General features: G+C 71.2%; 15 protein-coding genes. 4 read left to right on the forward strand and 11 right to left on the reverse strand.

The window, feature by feature from the left end:
• Window positions 1-44: 44 nt before the first annotated feature.
• Complete coding sequence (locus KY5_RS00465) at window positions 45-626, reverse strand: snapalysin family zinc-dependent metalloprotease (protein ID WP_098240264.1); 582 nt, start codon at window positions 624-626, stop codon at window positions 45-47.
• A 301-nt stretch (window positions 627-927) separates the two neighbouring features.
• Here KY5_RS00465 and KY5_RS00470 point away from each other — a divergent pair, with 301 nt between their 5' ends.
• A complete protein-coding gene (locus KY5_RS00470) occupies window positions 928-2,574 on the forward strand; it encodes a BCCT family transporter (protein WP_234362561.1) in 1,647 nt (548 codons plus the stop codon).
• A 109-nt stretch (window positions 2,575-2,683) separates the two neighbouring features.
• On the opposite strand, the gene KY5_RS00475 is transcribed toward KY5_RS00470, so the two are convergent.
• The 5 genes from KY5_RS00475 to KY5_RS00495 all read right to left on the reverse strand — a co-directional run bounded on the left by KY5_RS00475 (window position 2,684) and on the right by KY5_RS00495 (window position 7,347).
• Window positions 2,684-3,082: a GerW family sporulation protein gene (locus KY5_RS00475; RefSeq protein ID WP_098240265.1), complete on the reverse strand. Its 399-nt coding sequence runs from the start codon at window positions 3,080-3,082 to the stop codon at window positions 2,684-2,686.
• Window positions 3,083-3,198: 116 nt separating this feature from the next.
• Window positions 3,199-4,314, reverse strand: coding sequence for a hypothetical protein (locus tag KY5_RS00480; protein ID WP_098240266.1), 1,116 nt, complete (start codon window positions 4,312-4,314; stop codon window positions 3,199-3,201).
• 1 nt (window position 4,315) lies between these two features.
• Entirely contained in the window at window positions 4,316-5,419 is a 1,104-nt protein-coding gene (locus KY5_RS00485) for a hypothetical protein (protein ID WP_098240267.1), read from the reverse strand.
• Window positions 5,420-5,509: 90 nt separating this feature from the next.
• Window positions 5,510-6,685, reverse strand: coding sequence for an endonuclease/exonuclease/phosphatase family protein (locus tag KY5_RS00490; protein WP_234362562.1), 1,176 nt, complete (start codon window positions 6,683-6,685; stop codon window positions 5,510-5,512).
• Window positions 6,682-7,347, reverse strand: coding sequence for a M15 family metallopeptidase (locus KY5_RS00495; RefSeq protein ID WP_098240269.1), 666 nt, complete (start codon window positions 7,345-7,347; stop codon window positions 6,682-6,684). Before KY5_RS00495 ends, KY5_RS00490 begins: the two co-directional genes overlap by 4 nt.
• An 87-nt stretch (window positions 7,348-7,434) precedes the next feature.
• Between KY5_RS00495 and KY5_RS00500 the strand changes: the two genes are divergently transcribed.
• Window positions 7,435-8,130, forward strand: coding sequence for a response regulator transcription factor (locus KY5_RS00500; protein ID WP_098240270.1), 696 nt, complete (start codon window positions 7,435-7,437; stop codon window positions 8,128-8,130).
• Between the two features lie 35 nt (window positions 8,131-8,165).
• Here KY5_RS00500 and KY5_RS00505 read toward each other — a convergent pair whose 3' ends face one another.
• From KY5_RS00505 to KY5_RS00520, 4 genes are all read right to left on the reverse strand, one after another.
• Entirely contained in the window at window positions 8,166-10,583 is a 2,418-nt protein-coding gene (locus KY5_RS00505; RefSeq protein WP_098240271.1) for a GMC oxidoreductase, read from the reverse strand.
• 1 nt (window position 10,584) lies between these two features.
• The gene (locus tag KY5_RS00510; protein WP_098240272.1) at window positions 10,585-11,685 is read right to left on the reverse strand and encodes an alpha/beta hydrolase; all 1,101 of its coding nucleotides are present in this window, start codon (window positions 11,683-11,685) and stop codon (window positions 10,585-10,587) included.
• A gap of 213 nt (window positions 11,686-11,898) precedes the next feature.
• Window positions 11,899-12,162, reverse strand: a complete 264-nt coding sequence (locus tag KY5_RS00515) for a GlsB/YeaQ/YmgE family stress response membrane protein (protein WP_098240273.1) — start codon at window positions 12,160-12,162, stop codon at window positions 11,899-11,901.
• 74 nt (window positions 12,163-12,236) lie between these two features.
• A complete protein-coding gene (locus KY5_RS00520) occupies window positions 12,237-12,848 on the reverse strand; it encodes a DinB family protein (protein ID WP_199842870.1) in 612 nt (203 codons plus the stop codon).
• A 90-nt stretch (window positions 12,849-12,938) separates the two neighbouring features.
• Between KY5_RS00520 and KY5_RS00525 the strand changes: the two genes are divergently transcribed.
• Window positions 12,939-13,169, forward strand: coding sequence for a DUF7489 domain-containing protein (locus KY5_RS00525; protein WP_098240274.1), 231 nt, complete (start codon window positions 12,939-12,941; stop codon window positions 13,167-13,169).
• A 12-nt stretch (window positions 13,170-13,181) separates the two neighbouring features.
• On the opposite strand, the gene KY5_RS00530 is transcribed toward KY5_RS00525, so the two are convergent.
• The gene (locus KY5_RS00530; RefSeq protein WP_098240275.1) at window positions 13,182-14,072 is read right to left on the reverse strand and encodes a sigma-70 family RNA polymerase sigma factor; all 891 of its coding nucleotides are present in this window, start codon (window positions 14,070-14,072) and stop codon (window positions 13,182-13,184) included.
• Window positions 14,073-14,154: 82 nt separating this feature from the next.
• On the opposite strand from KY5_RS00530, the gene KY5_RS00535 reads away from it, so the two are divergent.
• The gene (locus tag KY5_RS00535; RefSeq protein WP_098240276.1) at window positions 14,155-14,604 is read left to right on the forward strand and encodes a carboxymuconolactone decarboxylase family protein; all 450 of its coding nucleotides are present in this window, start codon (window positions 14,155-14,157) and stop codon (window positions 14,602-14,604) included.
• Window positions 14,605-14,677: the final 73 nt, after the last annotated feature.

The following is a 14,677-nucleotide window of genomic DNA, read 5'->3' on the forward strand; positions in this document are numbered from 1 at the left end:
TGCACAGCACGGCCGGGCACCGGTGTGCCGGGGCGTTCTCGGAGCTATGGCGCGTCCACCACCAGCGGAGCGCCGGTCGCGGTGTGCGCTGCGACGCGGTTGGCGTAGGCGGCCTCGACGCGGGACTGCTCGGCCGCGTCGGGAACCGCGTTCCTGCACGCCGTGCCTGCCGACGAGCCCGACATGAGCTGGGAGCACGGGCCCGGCTTGGTGTCCGGCAGGCCCAGGTTGTGGCCGATCTCATGGGCGGCGATGCGGGTCTTGTCGTACCCCTGGCTCACCGCCTGACTGCCGAGTTCGACGCGGCCTCGGCCGCCGGGGCGTACCGGGCCGATGGTGGCCTGGGGCCAGCCGGTGGTGGCGACGATCTGGATCTCGGCCCGGGTACCGGGCGGGGCCTCGACCAGTTTGACGTTGTCCACGTTGTTGTTCCACGAGGCGACTCCGGCGGCGATCGCCGCCTCCCAGCCCCTGGCCTGGCTGTCGTCGAAGCGGAGCGTCACCACGGCGGACGCGGACGCCGCCGAGGTCGTATCGGTGGCGGACGCGGCGTGCGCCACCGGTGCCGTGGTCAGGGCGGCCGCTGCGGCTATGCCGGCCAAGGCCAGCCGTCTCAAGTGCAGCATCGCGGTCCTTTCGGTTGTGGAGGGGGCTCGGCACATTCCGGCGTGACGGTACATCGTCAAACTCACGCAGCAGCAGACCTTTAGCGGTCAAACTTTCCGCGTGCGGGGGTGCCGCCGGAGACGGTCCGGAACGCGGACGGAGTCGCCGCCCCACAGGGTCCGGGATTTGACGAGACCGCTCTTCGGATAGCACGCTTCCCTGCTGACCTGCGCACTTGGCGGTCCTGCCGCCCGTGCGCGCGAGCACCCCGTGCCGCGCGCCCCGGCCCTCGTGTGCGAATCCCCCTCAGCAAGGAACCTCATGCCGTCTTCCCCTGCCCGTACCGTCGTGCCCACCGACGGCGAGCCCGCCGCGGACGAGGACGAAGGGGGCCATACGGCGCCCGCCGCGGCTCCCGGAGGCCGCGGACGCGGGCGCACCGACCTTCCGGTGCTCGCCGTCAGCGGCGGGCTGCTCACCGCGTTCGTCCTGTCCGCGCTGATCGCGCCGACGGCCACGGGTGACGCCGTGAACGCCGCCTTCACCTTCGTCGCACGGTGGTTCGGCCCGCTGTGGCAGGTGCTGCTGCTCGCGACGTTCGGCGTCGCGCTGTGGCTGGGTTTCTCGCGGTACGGGAAGGTGCGGCTCGGGGGTGCGGGGGCGCGCCCGGAGTACGGCAGGTTCCAGTGGATCGCCATGATCATGTCGACGCTGCTCGCGGGCGGCGGCGTCTTCTTCGCGGCGGGCGAGCCCGTACAGCACTACGTCAACACGCCCCCCTTCTATGACGGCGTCAAGGGCGGCACCCAGGAGGCGGCCAACGCGGCGCTCTCCCAGAGCTTCGCGCACTGGGGCTTCCTCGCCTGGGCCGTCCTCGGAACGCTCGCCTCGGTCGTGATGATCCGGGGCCAGGAGCGCGGCATGCCGCTGCGCCCTCGGACGCTGCTCTACCCGTTCCTCGGCGAGCGCATCCGGCACTCCCGGCTGGGGGCCGCCGTCGACGTCGTCTGCGTCATCGCCGTGGTGGCCGGAACCGTCGGCCCGATCGGCTTCCTCGGCCTCCAGGTCTCGTACGGGCTCTCCGAGGTGTTCGGCATCTCCGGCGGCTACCCGGTACAGCTCGGCGTCATCGTCCTGCTGACCGTCGTCGCCGTACTCTCCGTCGCCAGTGGCGTCGACCGGGGCATCCAGTTCTTCAGCAAGGCCAACATCTGGCTCGCGGTCGCCCTGATGGCCGTCTTCCTGGTCCTCGGCTCCCTCGGCTTCGTCCTGGACTCGTTCCTGGGCGGCGTCGGCCAGTACGCGCGGGACTTCGTGCCGCTCTCCCTCAACCGGGGCGATCACGCGTGGCTCGGCTCCTGGACGGTCTTCTTCTTCGGCTGGTTCCTCGGCTACGGGCCGCTGATGTCCATCTTCGTGGCCCGCATCTCCAAGGGCCGCACGCTGCGCGACCTCGTGGTCTCCACGGCGATCATCCCTCCGCTGGCCACCATGTTCTGGTTCACGGTCTTCGGCGGCACCGGCATCTTCCTGGAACAGCGCACTCCCGGCTCGATCTCGGGCCCGCTGAAGTCGGTCGGCATGGACGCCGCCGTCATCTCCATGGCGCAGCGCCTCCCGATGGGCGCGGTGGTCGCGGTCGCGCTGCTCCTGCTGACGATCACGTTCGTGGTGACGACCACCGACTCGATGTCGTACAGCATCGCCGCGGCGGGCACGACGTCCGGTGAACCGACGCGCGCGGTACGGGCGTTCTGGGCCCTGCTGATGGGCACGGCGGCCGCGGTGCTGATCCTGGTCGGCGACGGCGGCATCACGGCACTGCAGTCGTTCATCGTGATCACGGCGGTGCCGGTGGGCTTCATCATGCTGCCGACGCTGTGGACGGCGCCCCGGGTGGCGCGGGAGATGGCACTGGAGCAGGGCGTCGTCACACCGGACAGGGACCCGGCGGATACGACCGTCTGACGCCTGCGAGAGTCGTTCTCGACGCCGCAGGAGCACTCACGCGCGCCGACCGCCGCCGAGGCGGCGGCGGTCGGCGCGTCGCGATGCCGGATCCACGCGCGGCGCTGCTTCAGCGCCTTGCGCGCCGCGCCAGGTAGCGCGCGATCGCGGCCCCGGCCAGGAGGCCGCCCGTCAGTGGCGCGAGGGTGTTCACCCAGGGATCGCGGATGGGCTTGTACGTGGTCCTGCCCGCTCTGATCTCGATGAAGCCCAGCGGCCTCGCTTCGCCCCCGCCGCCGAGCACGCCGGTCGCGCCGTCGTCACCGGCCTCTTGGCCGGTGTTGCCGCCGAAGCCGAACCCGATGCGCGCCACAGGGATCACGGTGACGTCCTGGCTCACGACGGGTTCGCCGAACACCACGGTGCCCCGGGCCCGGCCGCCGAGCTTGTCGGCCAGTTGGTCCAGGAGGACGGCAGAGGCGCGGTCCGCCGTCCTCGCTTCCAGCGGTGCGTTCTTGGGAGACGTCATCGGGGCACGATACACACGGCTGCGGTCCGGGAAGGAGGCATCGACCGGGCCTCACCCCCAAGCGTGCCAGCCCCTGCGCGCCAGCCCAACTCGGTCTTACCCCAAGCGATTTGGGCTCACCCGAACCGCAGCACGCGCGGCGCGAACGTGCCCTCCGGGCCATCGGCACGGCCCACCGACCACACCGACGCCGTGCCCGGCACCGGCGCGAGGCGCAGCGTCCGGGACCTGCCCTCCCCCGCCACCGCCGGTTCGCCGTACTCGGTGAACGACTGCCCGTTCCAGGAAAGGAAGTCCGGCCCGGGTACCAGCGGTGGGCCGTCCACGGGGCCCCGCTTCTGCGATCCGGCCAGCGCCACCCAGCCCAACTCACCGGACGGGGAAGGCGCCAGCGAGCTCACCGATCCGAAGTCGGCGGGCAGCGCCACCCGGTGCCACGTCTGTCCGTCGAAGCGGACCAGCAGCGGCGGGATCGGCCGTCCCGGTGGGCCGCCGACGAAGCCGTCCGTGCCGCCCGCCCACACCTCGGTCGGCGACACCGCGAGCACACTGCTCACCGCCGACCGGGGAAAACCCACGATCGTCTGCTGCCACGCCTGCCCGTCCCAGTGCGAGACCGCCGCGCCCGAGCCGGTGGCGCCCGCGGCCCAGACGTCGTCGGCCGCAAGGACGTGCAGCCCGTACACGGACCCGGGCGGCGCCGGCACCTCCCGCCAGGCTCCCCCGTCCCTGCGCAGCAACACCTGCGTGCCGTCCCGCGCGCCGATCAGCCACACCTCACCGGCGCCCGCGACGACTTTGTCGAGGACCGCGCCACGCGGCGCCCTGCTCTCCGACCAGGCCCGGCCGTCGAAGCGGAGCAGGCGGGCGCCGCCCGACGTGTCCCGGCCGACCGCCCAGGCCGCGGTCGGTGAGGTCGCGGCGATGGAGAGCAGCTCTCCCTGCCAGCCGGGCCCCGGCACACCCTGACGTTTCCACGCGGTGCCGTCCCAGCGCAGCAGCAGCGGGAATCCCGGGGCCTCGCGGCCGACCGCGTCGGTGCCCACCGCCCACGCCCCCTCCGGGCCGAATGCCACGGCTTCGTTCATGGCGGCCTGGGGTCGTACCTGGGCCGGGACGGGAACGTGCTGCCAGGTCCCGGTCGCCGCCACGGCCGACGTCGCGACGTTCATGACGGTGATGACGGCGGCCAGGACCGCGGAAAAAGCGGCGAGGAGACGTCGGCGCGCCATGTCAGCCTCCCCGCCGTTCGCTCATCACGTTCGGTTTCGAGCCGTAGATCTCGGCGGTTCCGAACGACAGCAAGGCTTCTCCGACGCGCGCCAGTGCCTGGGGTTCGACGTCGATCGCGTTCGGGCGTTCCGGGCCGTAGGAGAAGGTGACGCGGGAGCCGTCCACCCGCGCGTACTTCGACTGGAACGCGCGGTCGCTGCGCACCGGGAGCCACAGCGCGCCGTCGGGGCCGCGCTCCATCGCCCCGGTGTAGGTGTCGCCGAGCGGCGGGTAAGTGGTGCGCCAGGTGGACCCGTTGCCTCGCTCGGTCCGGGTCATCAGGTAGGTGCGCGACACGCCGTCGGTGTACTGGCTGCCGCCCAGCGTGATCCGGCCCGACGGCTCGAGGAGCATCGTGTGCACATTGCTGTTCGGCGGCAGCGGCACCTGCGCGTCCCGCCACGCCGTGCCGTCCCAGCGCAGGATCGCCGTGCCGGTACTGGTGTCCGCCCACGCCCATGCCTCGTCGGCCGACCGCGCGGTGACCCCCATCAGGAACAACACGCCCTCGGGGGCGGCCTGTCGGGTCCACGTGGCGCCGTCGTAGTGCCACACCTTCAGCCCGGTCTCGTCCTCGCCCACCACCCACGCCGCCCCCGGCACGGCGGTGAAGTCCTGGTAGGTCCACAGTGTTTGTGGCAGCGGGACCGAGTTCCACCCGCCGTCCGCCGACCGGCGAAGGATCTCCCCCTCCCCCGCCCGGTTGTGGAAGATCCACACCTCGTCGCCGACGAACTGCACCTTGCCGAGCCAGCCGGACTCGCCCGCGCCGGGGAACGCGGTGTCCCTGCTCCACGCCACGCCGTCCCACCGGTACAACAACGGCCGCAGCCCGTCGGGAGCGCGCTCGTAGCCGGTCGCCCACGCCTCACCTGGGCCGCGAGCGGCGAGGTCGGTCACGGTCACCGGTGGGGCCGTGACCGGTGGCACCGGCAGCGACGACCACCTCGGCGTCACAGCAGCGGCCGGTGTCACGGCCGTCGCGGGTGTCACGGCCGTAGCCGGAGACACCACCGCGGCACACGCGAACACCAGGCAGACCAGGGCCGCACGGAGACCGTTCACCAGACCCCCTCCCCCGCACACCACACCCCGAAGGCGGCACAGCATATGGGCATGCCCCTGCCACGAACAGACTTCGCGCGGCCCGGGGGTTCACCACGTGAGTCCGGCCGCCACCGGCAGATGGTCGCTGTCGGTGGCCGGGAGCACCCACGAACTCGCCGGTGCCACACCGCGGACCAGGATCTGGTCGATCCGGGCCACTGGGAAGTTCGACGGCCAGGTGAAGCCGAAGCCGTCCCCTGCCGTCTCCTGGGCCGAGTCCAGGTGGGCCGTGAGATCGGCGAACGCGCGGTCGTCCATGGTGCCGTTGAGGTCGCCGAGCACCACCACCCGCTCGTTCGGCTCGGCGGCGACGGCCTCGGCGAGCGCCTTCGCGTGGCGGTCCCGGTCGTCCGTCGCGAAGCCCACGCCGGGAACCACGCGTACGGACCCCAGGTGGGCCACGTACACCGCCAGCGGACCGTGCTCCGTGGCCACCGTCGTGCGCAGCGCACGGGTGTAGGGCAGTGTGGCTTCGGCCGATTTGGCCTCTCCCATGGGTCCGGCGTCCTGCTTGATGTCGACCGGCTCCGTGTCCGACAGGGGCAGCTTGCTCCACAGCCCGACCGTGCCCCGGACCGCGTGGTACGGATACGTCTTCGCCAGCGCCTTCTCGTACCGCGGCTTCGCCTGCGGGGTGATCTCCTCCAGGGCCAGCACGTCCGCCGTGGAGGCGATCAGGTCGCGGGCGGTGCCGGTCGGGTCGGGGTTGTCGGCGTCGACGTTGTGGCTGACCACCGTCAGGTCGCCGCCCGCGTGGGACTTGTCGACGAGCAGCCCGCCGAAGAGGTTCAGCCACACCGTGACCGGGAGCAGGAGCGCGAGCGTCGCGGAGGCGGAGCGGCGCCACAGCGCCCCGGCGAACAGCACGGGAACGAACAGGGCGGACCACGGCAGGAACGTCTCCACCAGGCTGCCCAGACCCCCGCGGTCCGTGATCGACGCGTGCGCCAGCATGAGCAGGCCGAGGAGCAGCGCCAGTGCCGCGAGCACCGGGCCGCGCTTCCAGGGGCCGGGCCGGGAGGTCGCGCGCAGCGCCCGGCGCAGCCGTACGCGCCAGGTCCCGGAGCCGGTCTCACGGCGGCGTACGCCCTCGCGCGCGGGCGCCACCGAGTCCAGTGAGTCCACCGGCCCCACCGGGTCGACCGGATCCGCCGGGTTCGCGTACTCCCCCACCATCACCGTGTCCGCCGGAAAAGCCGTCTGTCCTCGTTCGCTGCCGGTCACTTCTGCATCCTCGGGTCCTGGGTGGGGTCGGCATACATGCGCGGGCAGCCGTGGTCGGCCGCGTCAGCGCGCAGTTCGTAGTGCCAGGGTTCGTTCCGGTAGATCTGACACAGCCCGTAATCGGCACCGTGCTCGGACAGCCAGTCGGCCGCGTCGGACTCCCCGATGTCGGCCGCGTCCCCCGCGACGTGGGGCGACGTCGCCGTGGTGGCCACCCAGCGGGCGGCCTCGTCCTCGGATCCGTACTTGGCGACGGCCTGGCGGAAGAGTTGTTCCTGGTACTTGGGGGAACGCCAGCCGCTGTTGACGTGGAATTCGGCGCCGTCGTCCGCGGCGGATGTCGCGGCCCGGCGCAGAGCCCGGAGCAGCTCCGGATCGAGGCGGGACACCGCGGGAACCGTGTCGTCGAAGACCGTCACGCCGTCGGGTACGACACCGTCGGCCGCGCCGAGCTCCCCGCGAGACGGCTCGCGTGCCCCGGCCGGTGCGGACGCTCCGGGCGATCGGGCCGAGGAGGGCGGGGCTCCGGAAGTGGACGAGGACGTCGGCAGCCGAAGGCCGAAGGCCCCGGCGAGCACAGCGACGGCGGCTATCAGGCCGAACACCGCGAGCCACCGGATCCGGCGGGTCGTCGAGTCTGCTGACGGTGCGGTTCGATTCATGCCGCCAGTCAAGGCAGCGCCGTGTTGTCAGCGCGTATGCGGTTTTCGATACGGCGACGATATGCGCCCGCTCGTAGCATCGAGAGCATGCGTGTGCTGATCGTCGAGGACGAGCCCTATCTCGCAGAAGCCGTCCGCGACGGCCTGCGCCTGGAAGCCATCGCGGCCGACATCGCGGGCGACGGTGACACCGCCCTGGAACTCCTGAGCGTCAACGTCTACGACATCGCCGTCCTCGACCGCGACGTCCCCGGCCGGTCCGGTGACGAGATCGCCGCGCACATCGTCGCCTCCGGCAGCGGCATGCCGATCCTCATGCTCACCGCGGCCGACCGTCTCGACGACAAGGCATCCGGGTTCGAACTCGGTGCCGACGATTACCTCACCAAGCCGTTCGACCTGCGCGAGCTCGTGCTCAGGCTCAGAGCGCTCGATCGCCGACGCGCCCACATCAGACCCCCCGTCCGGGAGTTCGCGGGGCTGCGGGTGGATCCCTTCCGCAGGGAGGTCTACCGGGGCGACCGCTACATCGCGCTCACCCGGAAGCAGTTCGCCGTGCTCGAAGTCCTCGCCTCGGCCGAAGGCGGTGTCGTCAGCGCCGAGGAGCTCCTGGAACGCGCGTGGGACGAGAACGCGGATCCGTTCACCAACGCCGTACGCATCACCGTCTCCGCCCTGCGAAAAAGGCTCGGCGAACCCTCGATCATCGCCACCGTGCCGGGCGCCGGATACCGCATCGCCCCGCCGCCGCAGCCGGGGCGTCCGGGAGCGGACCGCGAGTAGAGCACCGGGGCTCAGCGTGCGCGTGCCACGCCCCCTCAGCCCAACAGCCTGGCCGGTCCGTAGATCCGGCGCAGCTCGTCCAGGAAGAACCCGTGGAAACGCGCGAGCGTCGCGGCGGCTCGTGGCCCCGTCGTACGGAAGGTGGTGAGCTGGCGCAGGAACGCGGGTGGCGAGATGCGCAGGGTACCGGCGGCGACGATGTCCGCCATGCCTTCCGTACGGTCCTCGTTCGCGCTCAGGTGTCCTTCCAGCAGGACGCAGGGAAGCGTGGTGGTCGCGGGCCACAGTCTGCCGAGCCCTGCGGGAGCGAGGTCCTTGACGCCGATCAGGGTGCGGGCGGTCCCCGTGTCGTCGGTGAGGAACAGCCGGTAGCGCAGCTCACGATGGTCCGGTGTCCGGCCCCTGCCGAAGACGTGGACCTCGCCGTCGGTCACCGGACGCCGTCCGCCCAGGCCGCGCGCCTCTATCCAGCCGTCGGCCCGGGCGGGGTGGTCGGGCCGTGCCAGGAATTCGTCGATGTCGTCGATGGTGAGGGTGAGCCGGGCGCGGAGCGGTTCGCGCGCCGGGGAGCGCCGGGCCGCGCGCGGATCGCTCGCCCCCATCACGCAGTCACCCGTCATCGTCTCGGTGAACTGCACCGAGCTGTGCTGGGTGTAGGTGTCCAGGACGCGTACGGGTGCGTCCGACGGGACGGGTGCGTCAGGGGAGGCTGCCTCGCCCGAAGCACGCTTCTCCAGCAGCCGGGTGCACGCCCGGTCGGCCAGTGCGGCCACGGTCAGGGCGGGGTTGGTGCCGACAGGGCCCGGCATGGCCGCGGCGTCCATGACGTACAGGCCCGGATGTCCGTAGACCTCTCCGAACGCGTCGCAGACGCCCTCCCTTTGGTTCCTGCCCATGGGAGCGCCGCCGCAGGGGTGGACGGTGATGACGCGCTTGAGCAGCCAGTGAGGGCTGTCCGCGTACCGTCCGCCCAGGGCCTCGGACACGGCGCGCAGGGCCGCGCGCACCCGTGCGTAGTGCTGGGCGCTGCCTGCGGTGGACCACTCGGCGTCCAGGGTGCCGCGCCGCAGTACCAGTACCCCGTCCGGCGTGTCCCGGCCCATGCCGAGCAGCGGCAGGGAGGTGTCCGACAGGACGCCGTCGTCGAGGAGGCCCGTCAGCGAGGCGGCCGTGGCGTCCGGGTCGCCCACGGCGTGCGCGGCGAGTTGCCGGAGCAGGAAGCGTCCGGCCCGCCCCGCGTCACGGGGCAGCGCGGCCGCCTCGACCAGCCAGCCGACGAAGGCCGGGTAACCCCCGTCCTGGAGGTAGCCGCCCCTGCCCGGTGGCACGCATCCGGAGTGGTCCTGCCCGTCGAGGTCGTCGGGCAGCCGGATGGTGCTGGTGATGACCGGGCCTCGGCTCGGGGCCACGCTGGAGGGGCGGGCGTCGTGAGCGTCCTTGGTGCGGACGGCGAACGACAGGATGTCTCCGTTGCCGGAGAAGCGCGTTCCGAGCGCCGCTCCGATCCCCGGGAGGTGTCGGCGGCTGCGCAGCAGGAGGCCGGAGGTGCCGTAGGTACCGGCGGCGAGGACCAGGCGATCGCAGTGGAGGGTGCGGACCGGGACACAGTCGGCGGGCGGGCCGTCCGGAGCGGGGTCGCGTCGCAGGTAGTCGACCTCGTACCCGCCGCGCGCGGAGGGGCGGATCGTGCGTACCTCGTGCCCCGTGCGCAGATCGGCGCCGTGTCCTCGCGCGGCCGAGAGGTAGGTGAAGTCGAGGCTGTTCTTGGCTCCCTCGTTGCAGCCGATGTTGCACTCCCCGCAGAGTCGACACGTCCGGCGGGTGGCCCCGTGCAGGTTTCCGTGGTCCGGTTCGACGATCGGCAGGCCGATGCCGGGCCGAGCGCCGGGCTCGGGCGCGAAGCTGACGGCGAGGGGCGGGAGGAAGTGTTCGAGGCCGAGCCGGTCGGCGGCGGTGCGCATCGCGCGGGCCTTGGGGACGTCGTCGTATCCAGGGTGCTCCAGCGGGTAGGGCGTGGGGTTCAGCACGCGCTCGACCGCATCGTAGTGGGGGTCGAGGTCCGCGCGGGTCACCGGCCAGGACTCGTAGCCGCCGCCAGGCAGTTGCTGCCGTTCGACGAACCAGTGCTCGTCCTTGCGCAGCAGTACGTTGGCGTAGATGAGCGAACCGCCGCCGAGGCCGCTGGCGACGACCGAGTCGAAGTGGCGGAAGCTCCACACGTCGAACAGGCCGTACGAACCGGTCTCGGGCGCCCAGAACGCGCGCGCCGCCTGAGCGGGTGTGCGGGCGAAGCTGCCCGGCGGGTAGTCCCTGCCGCGTTCCATCACCACCACACCGAGCCCTGCCTGCGCCAGGCGCTCGGCGGCGACCGAGCCGCCGAACCCCGAACCGACGACCAGGACGTCGACGTGTTCGGTCGCGGTGTGTTCTGTCGCGGTCCCGTCCCTGCCCATGTCAGACCGCCTGCCGCTGGAGGAAGTCCAGGATCCGCGGGAAGACGTCCAGGTGTGCCCTCTTGCCGATGATCGGGTCGAGGTATCCGTAGCCGGGCAGGACCGCCAACTCGTGCCGATCCGGGGCGAGTTGCGTGAGCTTCTGGTGACCGATGACGTTGGAGTCGCCGAAGACGTGGTTGTCCTGCCCCGTCATGAAGAGGATCGGGGTGCTGATGTCGGCCGCGTGCGCGAGGTAGTCGTCGGGCAGCGCCGCGTGGCGGCGATCGTCGGTGGCGTACTTGACCGCGTGTCCGGCCCGCACCATCTTGCGGATGTGCCGGTAGTAGTGCAGGCCGGTGGGGCCGAGGAGGTCGCCGATCCGGTCGTGGGTCTCCGGCTCCAGGTTGGCGTGGCTGTAGAGGGCGGGCCAACCGGCTCCCCACATCAGGCTCACGAGGTGGCACGCGGAGTTGTCACACTCCGGGTGCGCGAGAGACACGAGTTTCGACAGCGCCCAGGAACGTGTGAAGCGAGCCGAGTTCCCCATCCTGGGATCGATGGCCGACATCCCCAACACGTGTTCCAGCAGCGGCGGGGCGAATTCGATCTTCCACCGGGACCAGCCCGGCACCTTGACGACCAGGCCCACGCTCTGCGCGACCATGCTGGTGATCCCCGTGACCGTGCCCGCGGCCAGGCTCATCGACAACGCCGTGGAGCCCATGCAGTGGGCGACGACGTGGATGCGCCGCTCTCCTACGTGCCGACGCAGTTCGGCCAGCATGGCCGGATGGTCGTAGTGGACGACGTCGTCCAGCGAGGAGTCCCCGGGTTCGGTGTTGTACGGGTACCGGCTGCTGATGCGCAGGTCGACCGCCCACACGTCGGGGAAACCGTGGTCCAGGAGGTAGGTCGCCATGTTGTAGTGCTCGGGCATGATGAACAGGTCGCTCGACGCGGTCAGGCCGTGCATCAGGAGCACGACGTCGTCGCCCTCGCCCTCGCCCCGCCGAAAGCGGGTCAGGTTCAGGGCGAGACCGTCCGCGGTGGTGAACGGGTGTGTCGAAACCCGCGCGTCACGCACCCCCTCCCACGTGTGCCGCGCAATACCGTCCCGCATGGCTCATCCCCCCGTCTCCGCGTTGCGCCGTCCTCGCGATCCCGTGTCTTCGCGTCGCACCGCGGCGGAGTGGAAACGGTAGACGCACTGATCAAGTACGCACAACCGACGGGGGGTTGACCTGCCACTGGACCCAGGACTGTAGTGAGATGACGGTTCCCACCAGTGAGGTACGAGGTGTACCGCGCTGGTATGAGGCCCGCCGCCATCACCTCATCGGCGGCCCTTGAGCCGCTCCACACCCACGACACCGAGTGCGGCGAGGCCGACCTGGATGGCCAGTTCGATCCAGTCGATGCCCTTGGTGTCGGCGACGTCCAAGGCACCGGCGAGGCCCGTTCCGACGAGTGCCGCGACGATGCCGACCAGGATCGTCCAGCCGATGCCGATGCGCTGGCGGCCGGGGATGACCAGGCGGCCCAGGACGCCGATCACGATGCCGATCACGATCGCGGTGAAGATGCCGGAGATCTCCATGCCTTCTCGCCTTTCGTCGCTCGGGAACTTCGACACAGCCGCGTCGATTCAGCAGCTTCGACACGGCTGTCGATTCACGTGTTCCCTGGCATCGGGGACCCAGTCCCCTCGACGCCGGCCGCGCCCTGGCTCGTCCGGTGCGCGTACAGGTCCCTGAGCAGAGCGATCTCCGCTCCGTGGTGGATCATCTCGCGGTGGATGTGCAGCACGAGCGTCGCCATCGGCTCCTGCGCGAACGCTCCCTCGGCCTCGCCGCACGGCCGTGCCAAGCCCTCATCGCCGAGCCCCCGTACCCCGGCGATCCATCGTGCGTACGCCGCGTCGAGCTGCTCCAGCGCCGCCGCCCCTGTCCCCGGATACGCGTACGTCATGTAGTCCACGGGCGGCCCGCCGAAGTGTGCGGCGCTGCGCGCGCCCAGGACGCCGACGAGGATGTGCCCGAGGCGCCAGGCGATCGTCGTGACCGGCGCGGGAACCGGTTCCGGATAGGCCCAGTCGATCGTGAAGCCTCCGGATCCTGCCCGCACCGGGGCCGTGCCGGTGCCGCTCGGGCGCACGGTCCAGCAGTCCGGTACGGGTTCCCAGAAGTATTCGTCGTCGGTGAGGCCGTCAAGGCGCGCGCGCAGCTGGTGCTGCCAGTGCCAGTCGAGCTGGTCGACGAGGAGTCCGTTCCAGTCCAGTGCCATGGGCTCCACGCTAGGACGGGGGCGCTCGGCGCGCTCCTCGGCGGCGCGTGCCGGAATCGGGCCGATGGCCAGGGCCGATACTCTGGCGACATGTTCAACTCTCGCAAAGTACGAGCAGGGGACGTCTGGAACGGCGTCGTCGTCGACAAGACCCGCTCGATGCCCGACGGCTCCAACCTCTACCACTACGTCGAGGTCCGCCTCGACGACGGCACGTCCAAGAAGGCCCGTATCGAGAAGGCCCTGTGGGAGTCGCTGACGACGGGTGACCGTCTCGTCAAGGAGGAGGGCACGACGGCTCCGACCAAGGCGCCTCAGTAGACGCCACACCCGTCATCCCCTCCCCGCTCCAGGAGCCGGAAGGTCCATCAGCGCGAGCTTCGCCGGATCGACCACGGCCGTGATGCCGGTGATCCGGCCGTCCCTGACGGTGAACGCGAGAAGGGAGAGCGGGGTGCCGTCCTCGTGCCAGGAGATGACCCCCGGCAGCCCGTTGACGAACACCGCGTGACCCAGCGAGGCGGCGCCCGCGGCCAACTGCGCGCCTGCGGCGATCTTGGTGGCTCCGAGGGTGACGACCATCCCGGCGGGAGTGTCGATGCTCATGCGTACGTCGGGGTCGAGCACCCGCAGCAACTCCTGGAAGTCGCCGCTGCGAGCCGCCGCCAAGAAGGCCTGAACCACCTTGCGCTGGTCCCGTCCCGCATCCGTCGGCCGCTCGGTCGCGCGCACCTTCTTGCGAGCGCGACTGGCGAGCATCTTGGCAGCGGCGGTCGACTTGTCGAGGATCCTGCCGATCTCGTCGAACGGGACCGCGAACAGGTCGTGGAGCACGAACGCCAGCCGCTCGTTCGGTCCGAGCGAGTCGAGTACGACGAGCAGCGCGAGCCCCAGGGAGTCGGCGAGCACCGCGTCGTCCTCGGGAGCCGGACCGTCGTCGAGCGTCACGACGAGCTCGGGCAGCCGATGGTCGTAGGGCGCTTCGGGACGGGCCTGGCGCGATCGCAGGACGTCGAGACTGATCCGCCCCACCACCGTGGTCAGCCAGCCCCCGAGGTTGGCGATGGCCGCCGCGTCCTGGCGGGACAGACGCAGCCACGCCTCCTGGACCGCGTCCTCGGCATCGGCGTGTGAGCCGAGCATGCGGTGGGCGACCGCGAGCAGTCGGCCGCGCTGGGATTCGAACGCCTCGGCCACCGGATTCGTCGGGCTGGTCTCGTGCATGTTGTTACCTTCCTCGGCATCGCTCCGTCATGGGGATGACGAGCCCGAAAGGGCACAGGTAACCGATGAAGGAGCGAAGCCGATGGAAGCACGTATGAAGGGCACGTTGGACCCCGATCTGGGCACCGCGATCCAGCACATCTTCAAGGCGATAGCCGCCGGGGGCGTCGACCACCGCCTGCTGGCCCTTGTCCACCTGCGGGCCAGCCAGATCAACGGCTGCAGCCCGTGCGTCTTCGCCTCGATCGACTCGGCGAAGAAGGCCGGTGAGACGGAGGAGCGGCTGCACAACGTGGTGACGTGGCGCGATACGCCCTTCTTCTCCGACGAGGAGCGGGCCGCGCTGGAGCTGACCGAGGCCGCCACCCGGCTCCAGGACGGTGCGGCGGGGGTGACCGACGAGATCTGGGACGCCGCGGCCGACCACTTCGACGAGGATCAGCTCTCGGCGATCATCCTGGAGATCGCGACGACCAACTTCTTCAACCGGATCAACCGCACGATCAGGGAACAGGCCGGCAAGACCTGGTGAGTTGACGCGGGCGCCGTCCGGGCCGGGTGCATGCGTGCGGCCGGCCCGGAGGGGCTCCGGGGGGCGGGGCGGC

This window comes from Streptomyces formicae, assembly GCF_002556545.1.
GTDB lineage: Bacteria > Actinomycetota > Actinomycetes > Streptomycetales > Streptomycetaceae > Streptomyces > Streptomyces formicae_A.

Excerpts from the sequence above, each read along its gene's own strand:
- KY5_RS00530 (WP_098240275.1), bottom strand. The coding sequence starts at position 14,072 with ATGCACGAGACCAGCCCGACGAATCCGGTGGCCGAGGCGTTCGAATCC.
- KY5_RS00520 (WP_199842870.1), bottom strand. The coding sequence starts at position 12,848 with ATGGCACTGGACTGGAACGGACTCCTCGTCGACCAGCTCGACTGGCAC.
- KY5_RS00475 (WP_098240265.1), bottom strand. The coding sequence starts at position 3,082 with ATGACGTCTCCCAAGAACGCACCGCTGGAAGCGAGGACGGCGGACCGC.
- KY5_RS00510 (WP_098240272.1), bottom strand. The coding sequence starts at position 11,685 with ATGCGGGACGGTATTGCGCGGCACACGTGGGAGGGGGTGCGTGACGCG.
- KY5_RS00535 (WP_098240276.1), top strand. The coding sequence starts at position 14,155 with ATGGAAGCACGTATGAAGGGCACGTTGGACCCCGATCTGGGCACCGCG.
- KY5_RS00495 (WP_098240269.1), bottom strand. The coding sequence starts at position 7,347 with ATGAATCGAACCGCACCGTCAGCAGACTCGACGACCCGCCGGATCCGG.
- KY5_RS00525 (WP_098240274.1), top strand. The coding sequence starts at position 12,939 with ATGTTCAACTCTCGCAAAGTACGAGCAGGGGACGTCTGGAACGGCGTC.
- KY5_RS00465 (WP_098240264.1), bottom strand. The coding sequence starts at position 626 with ATGCTGCACTTGAGACGGCTGGCCTTGGCCGGCATAGCCGCAGCGGCC.
- KY5_RS00505 (WP_098240271.1), bottom strand. The coding sequence starts at position 10,583 with ATGGGCAGGGACGGGACCGCGACAGAACACACCGCGACCGAACACGTC.
- KY5_RS00480 (WP_098240266.1), bottom strand. The coding sequence starts at position 4,314 with ATGGCGCGCCGACGTCTCCTCGCCGCTTTTTCCGCGGTCCTGGCCGCC.
- KY5_RS00500 (WP_098240270.1), top strand. The coding sequence starts at position 7,435 with ATGCGTGTGCTGATCGTCGAGGACGAGCCCTATCTCGCAGAAGCCGTC.
- KY5_RS00515 (WP_098240273.1), bottom strand. The coding sequence starts at position 12,162 with ATGGAGATCTCCGGCATCTTCACCGCGATCGTGATCGGCATCGTGATC.
- KY5_RS00470 (WP_234362561.1), top strand. The coding sequence starts at position 928 with ATGCCGTCTTCCCCTGCCCGTACCGTCGTGCCCACCGACGGCGAGCCC.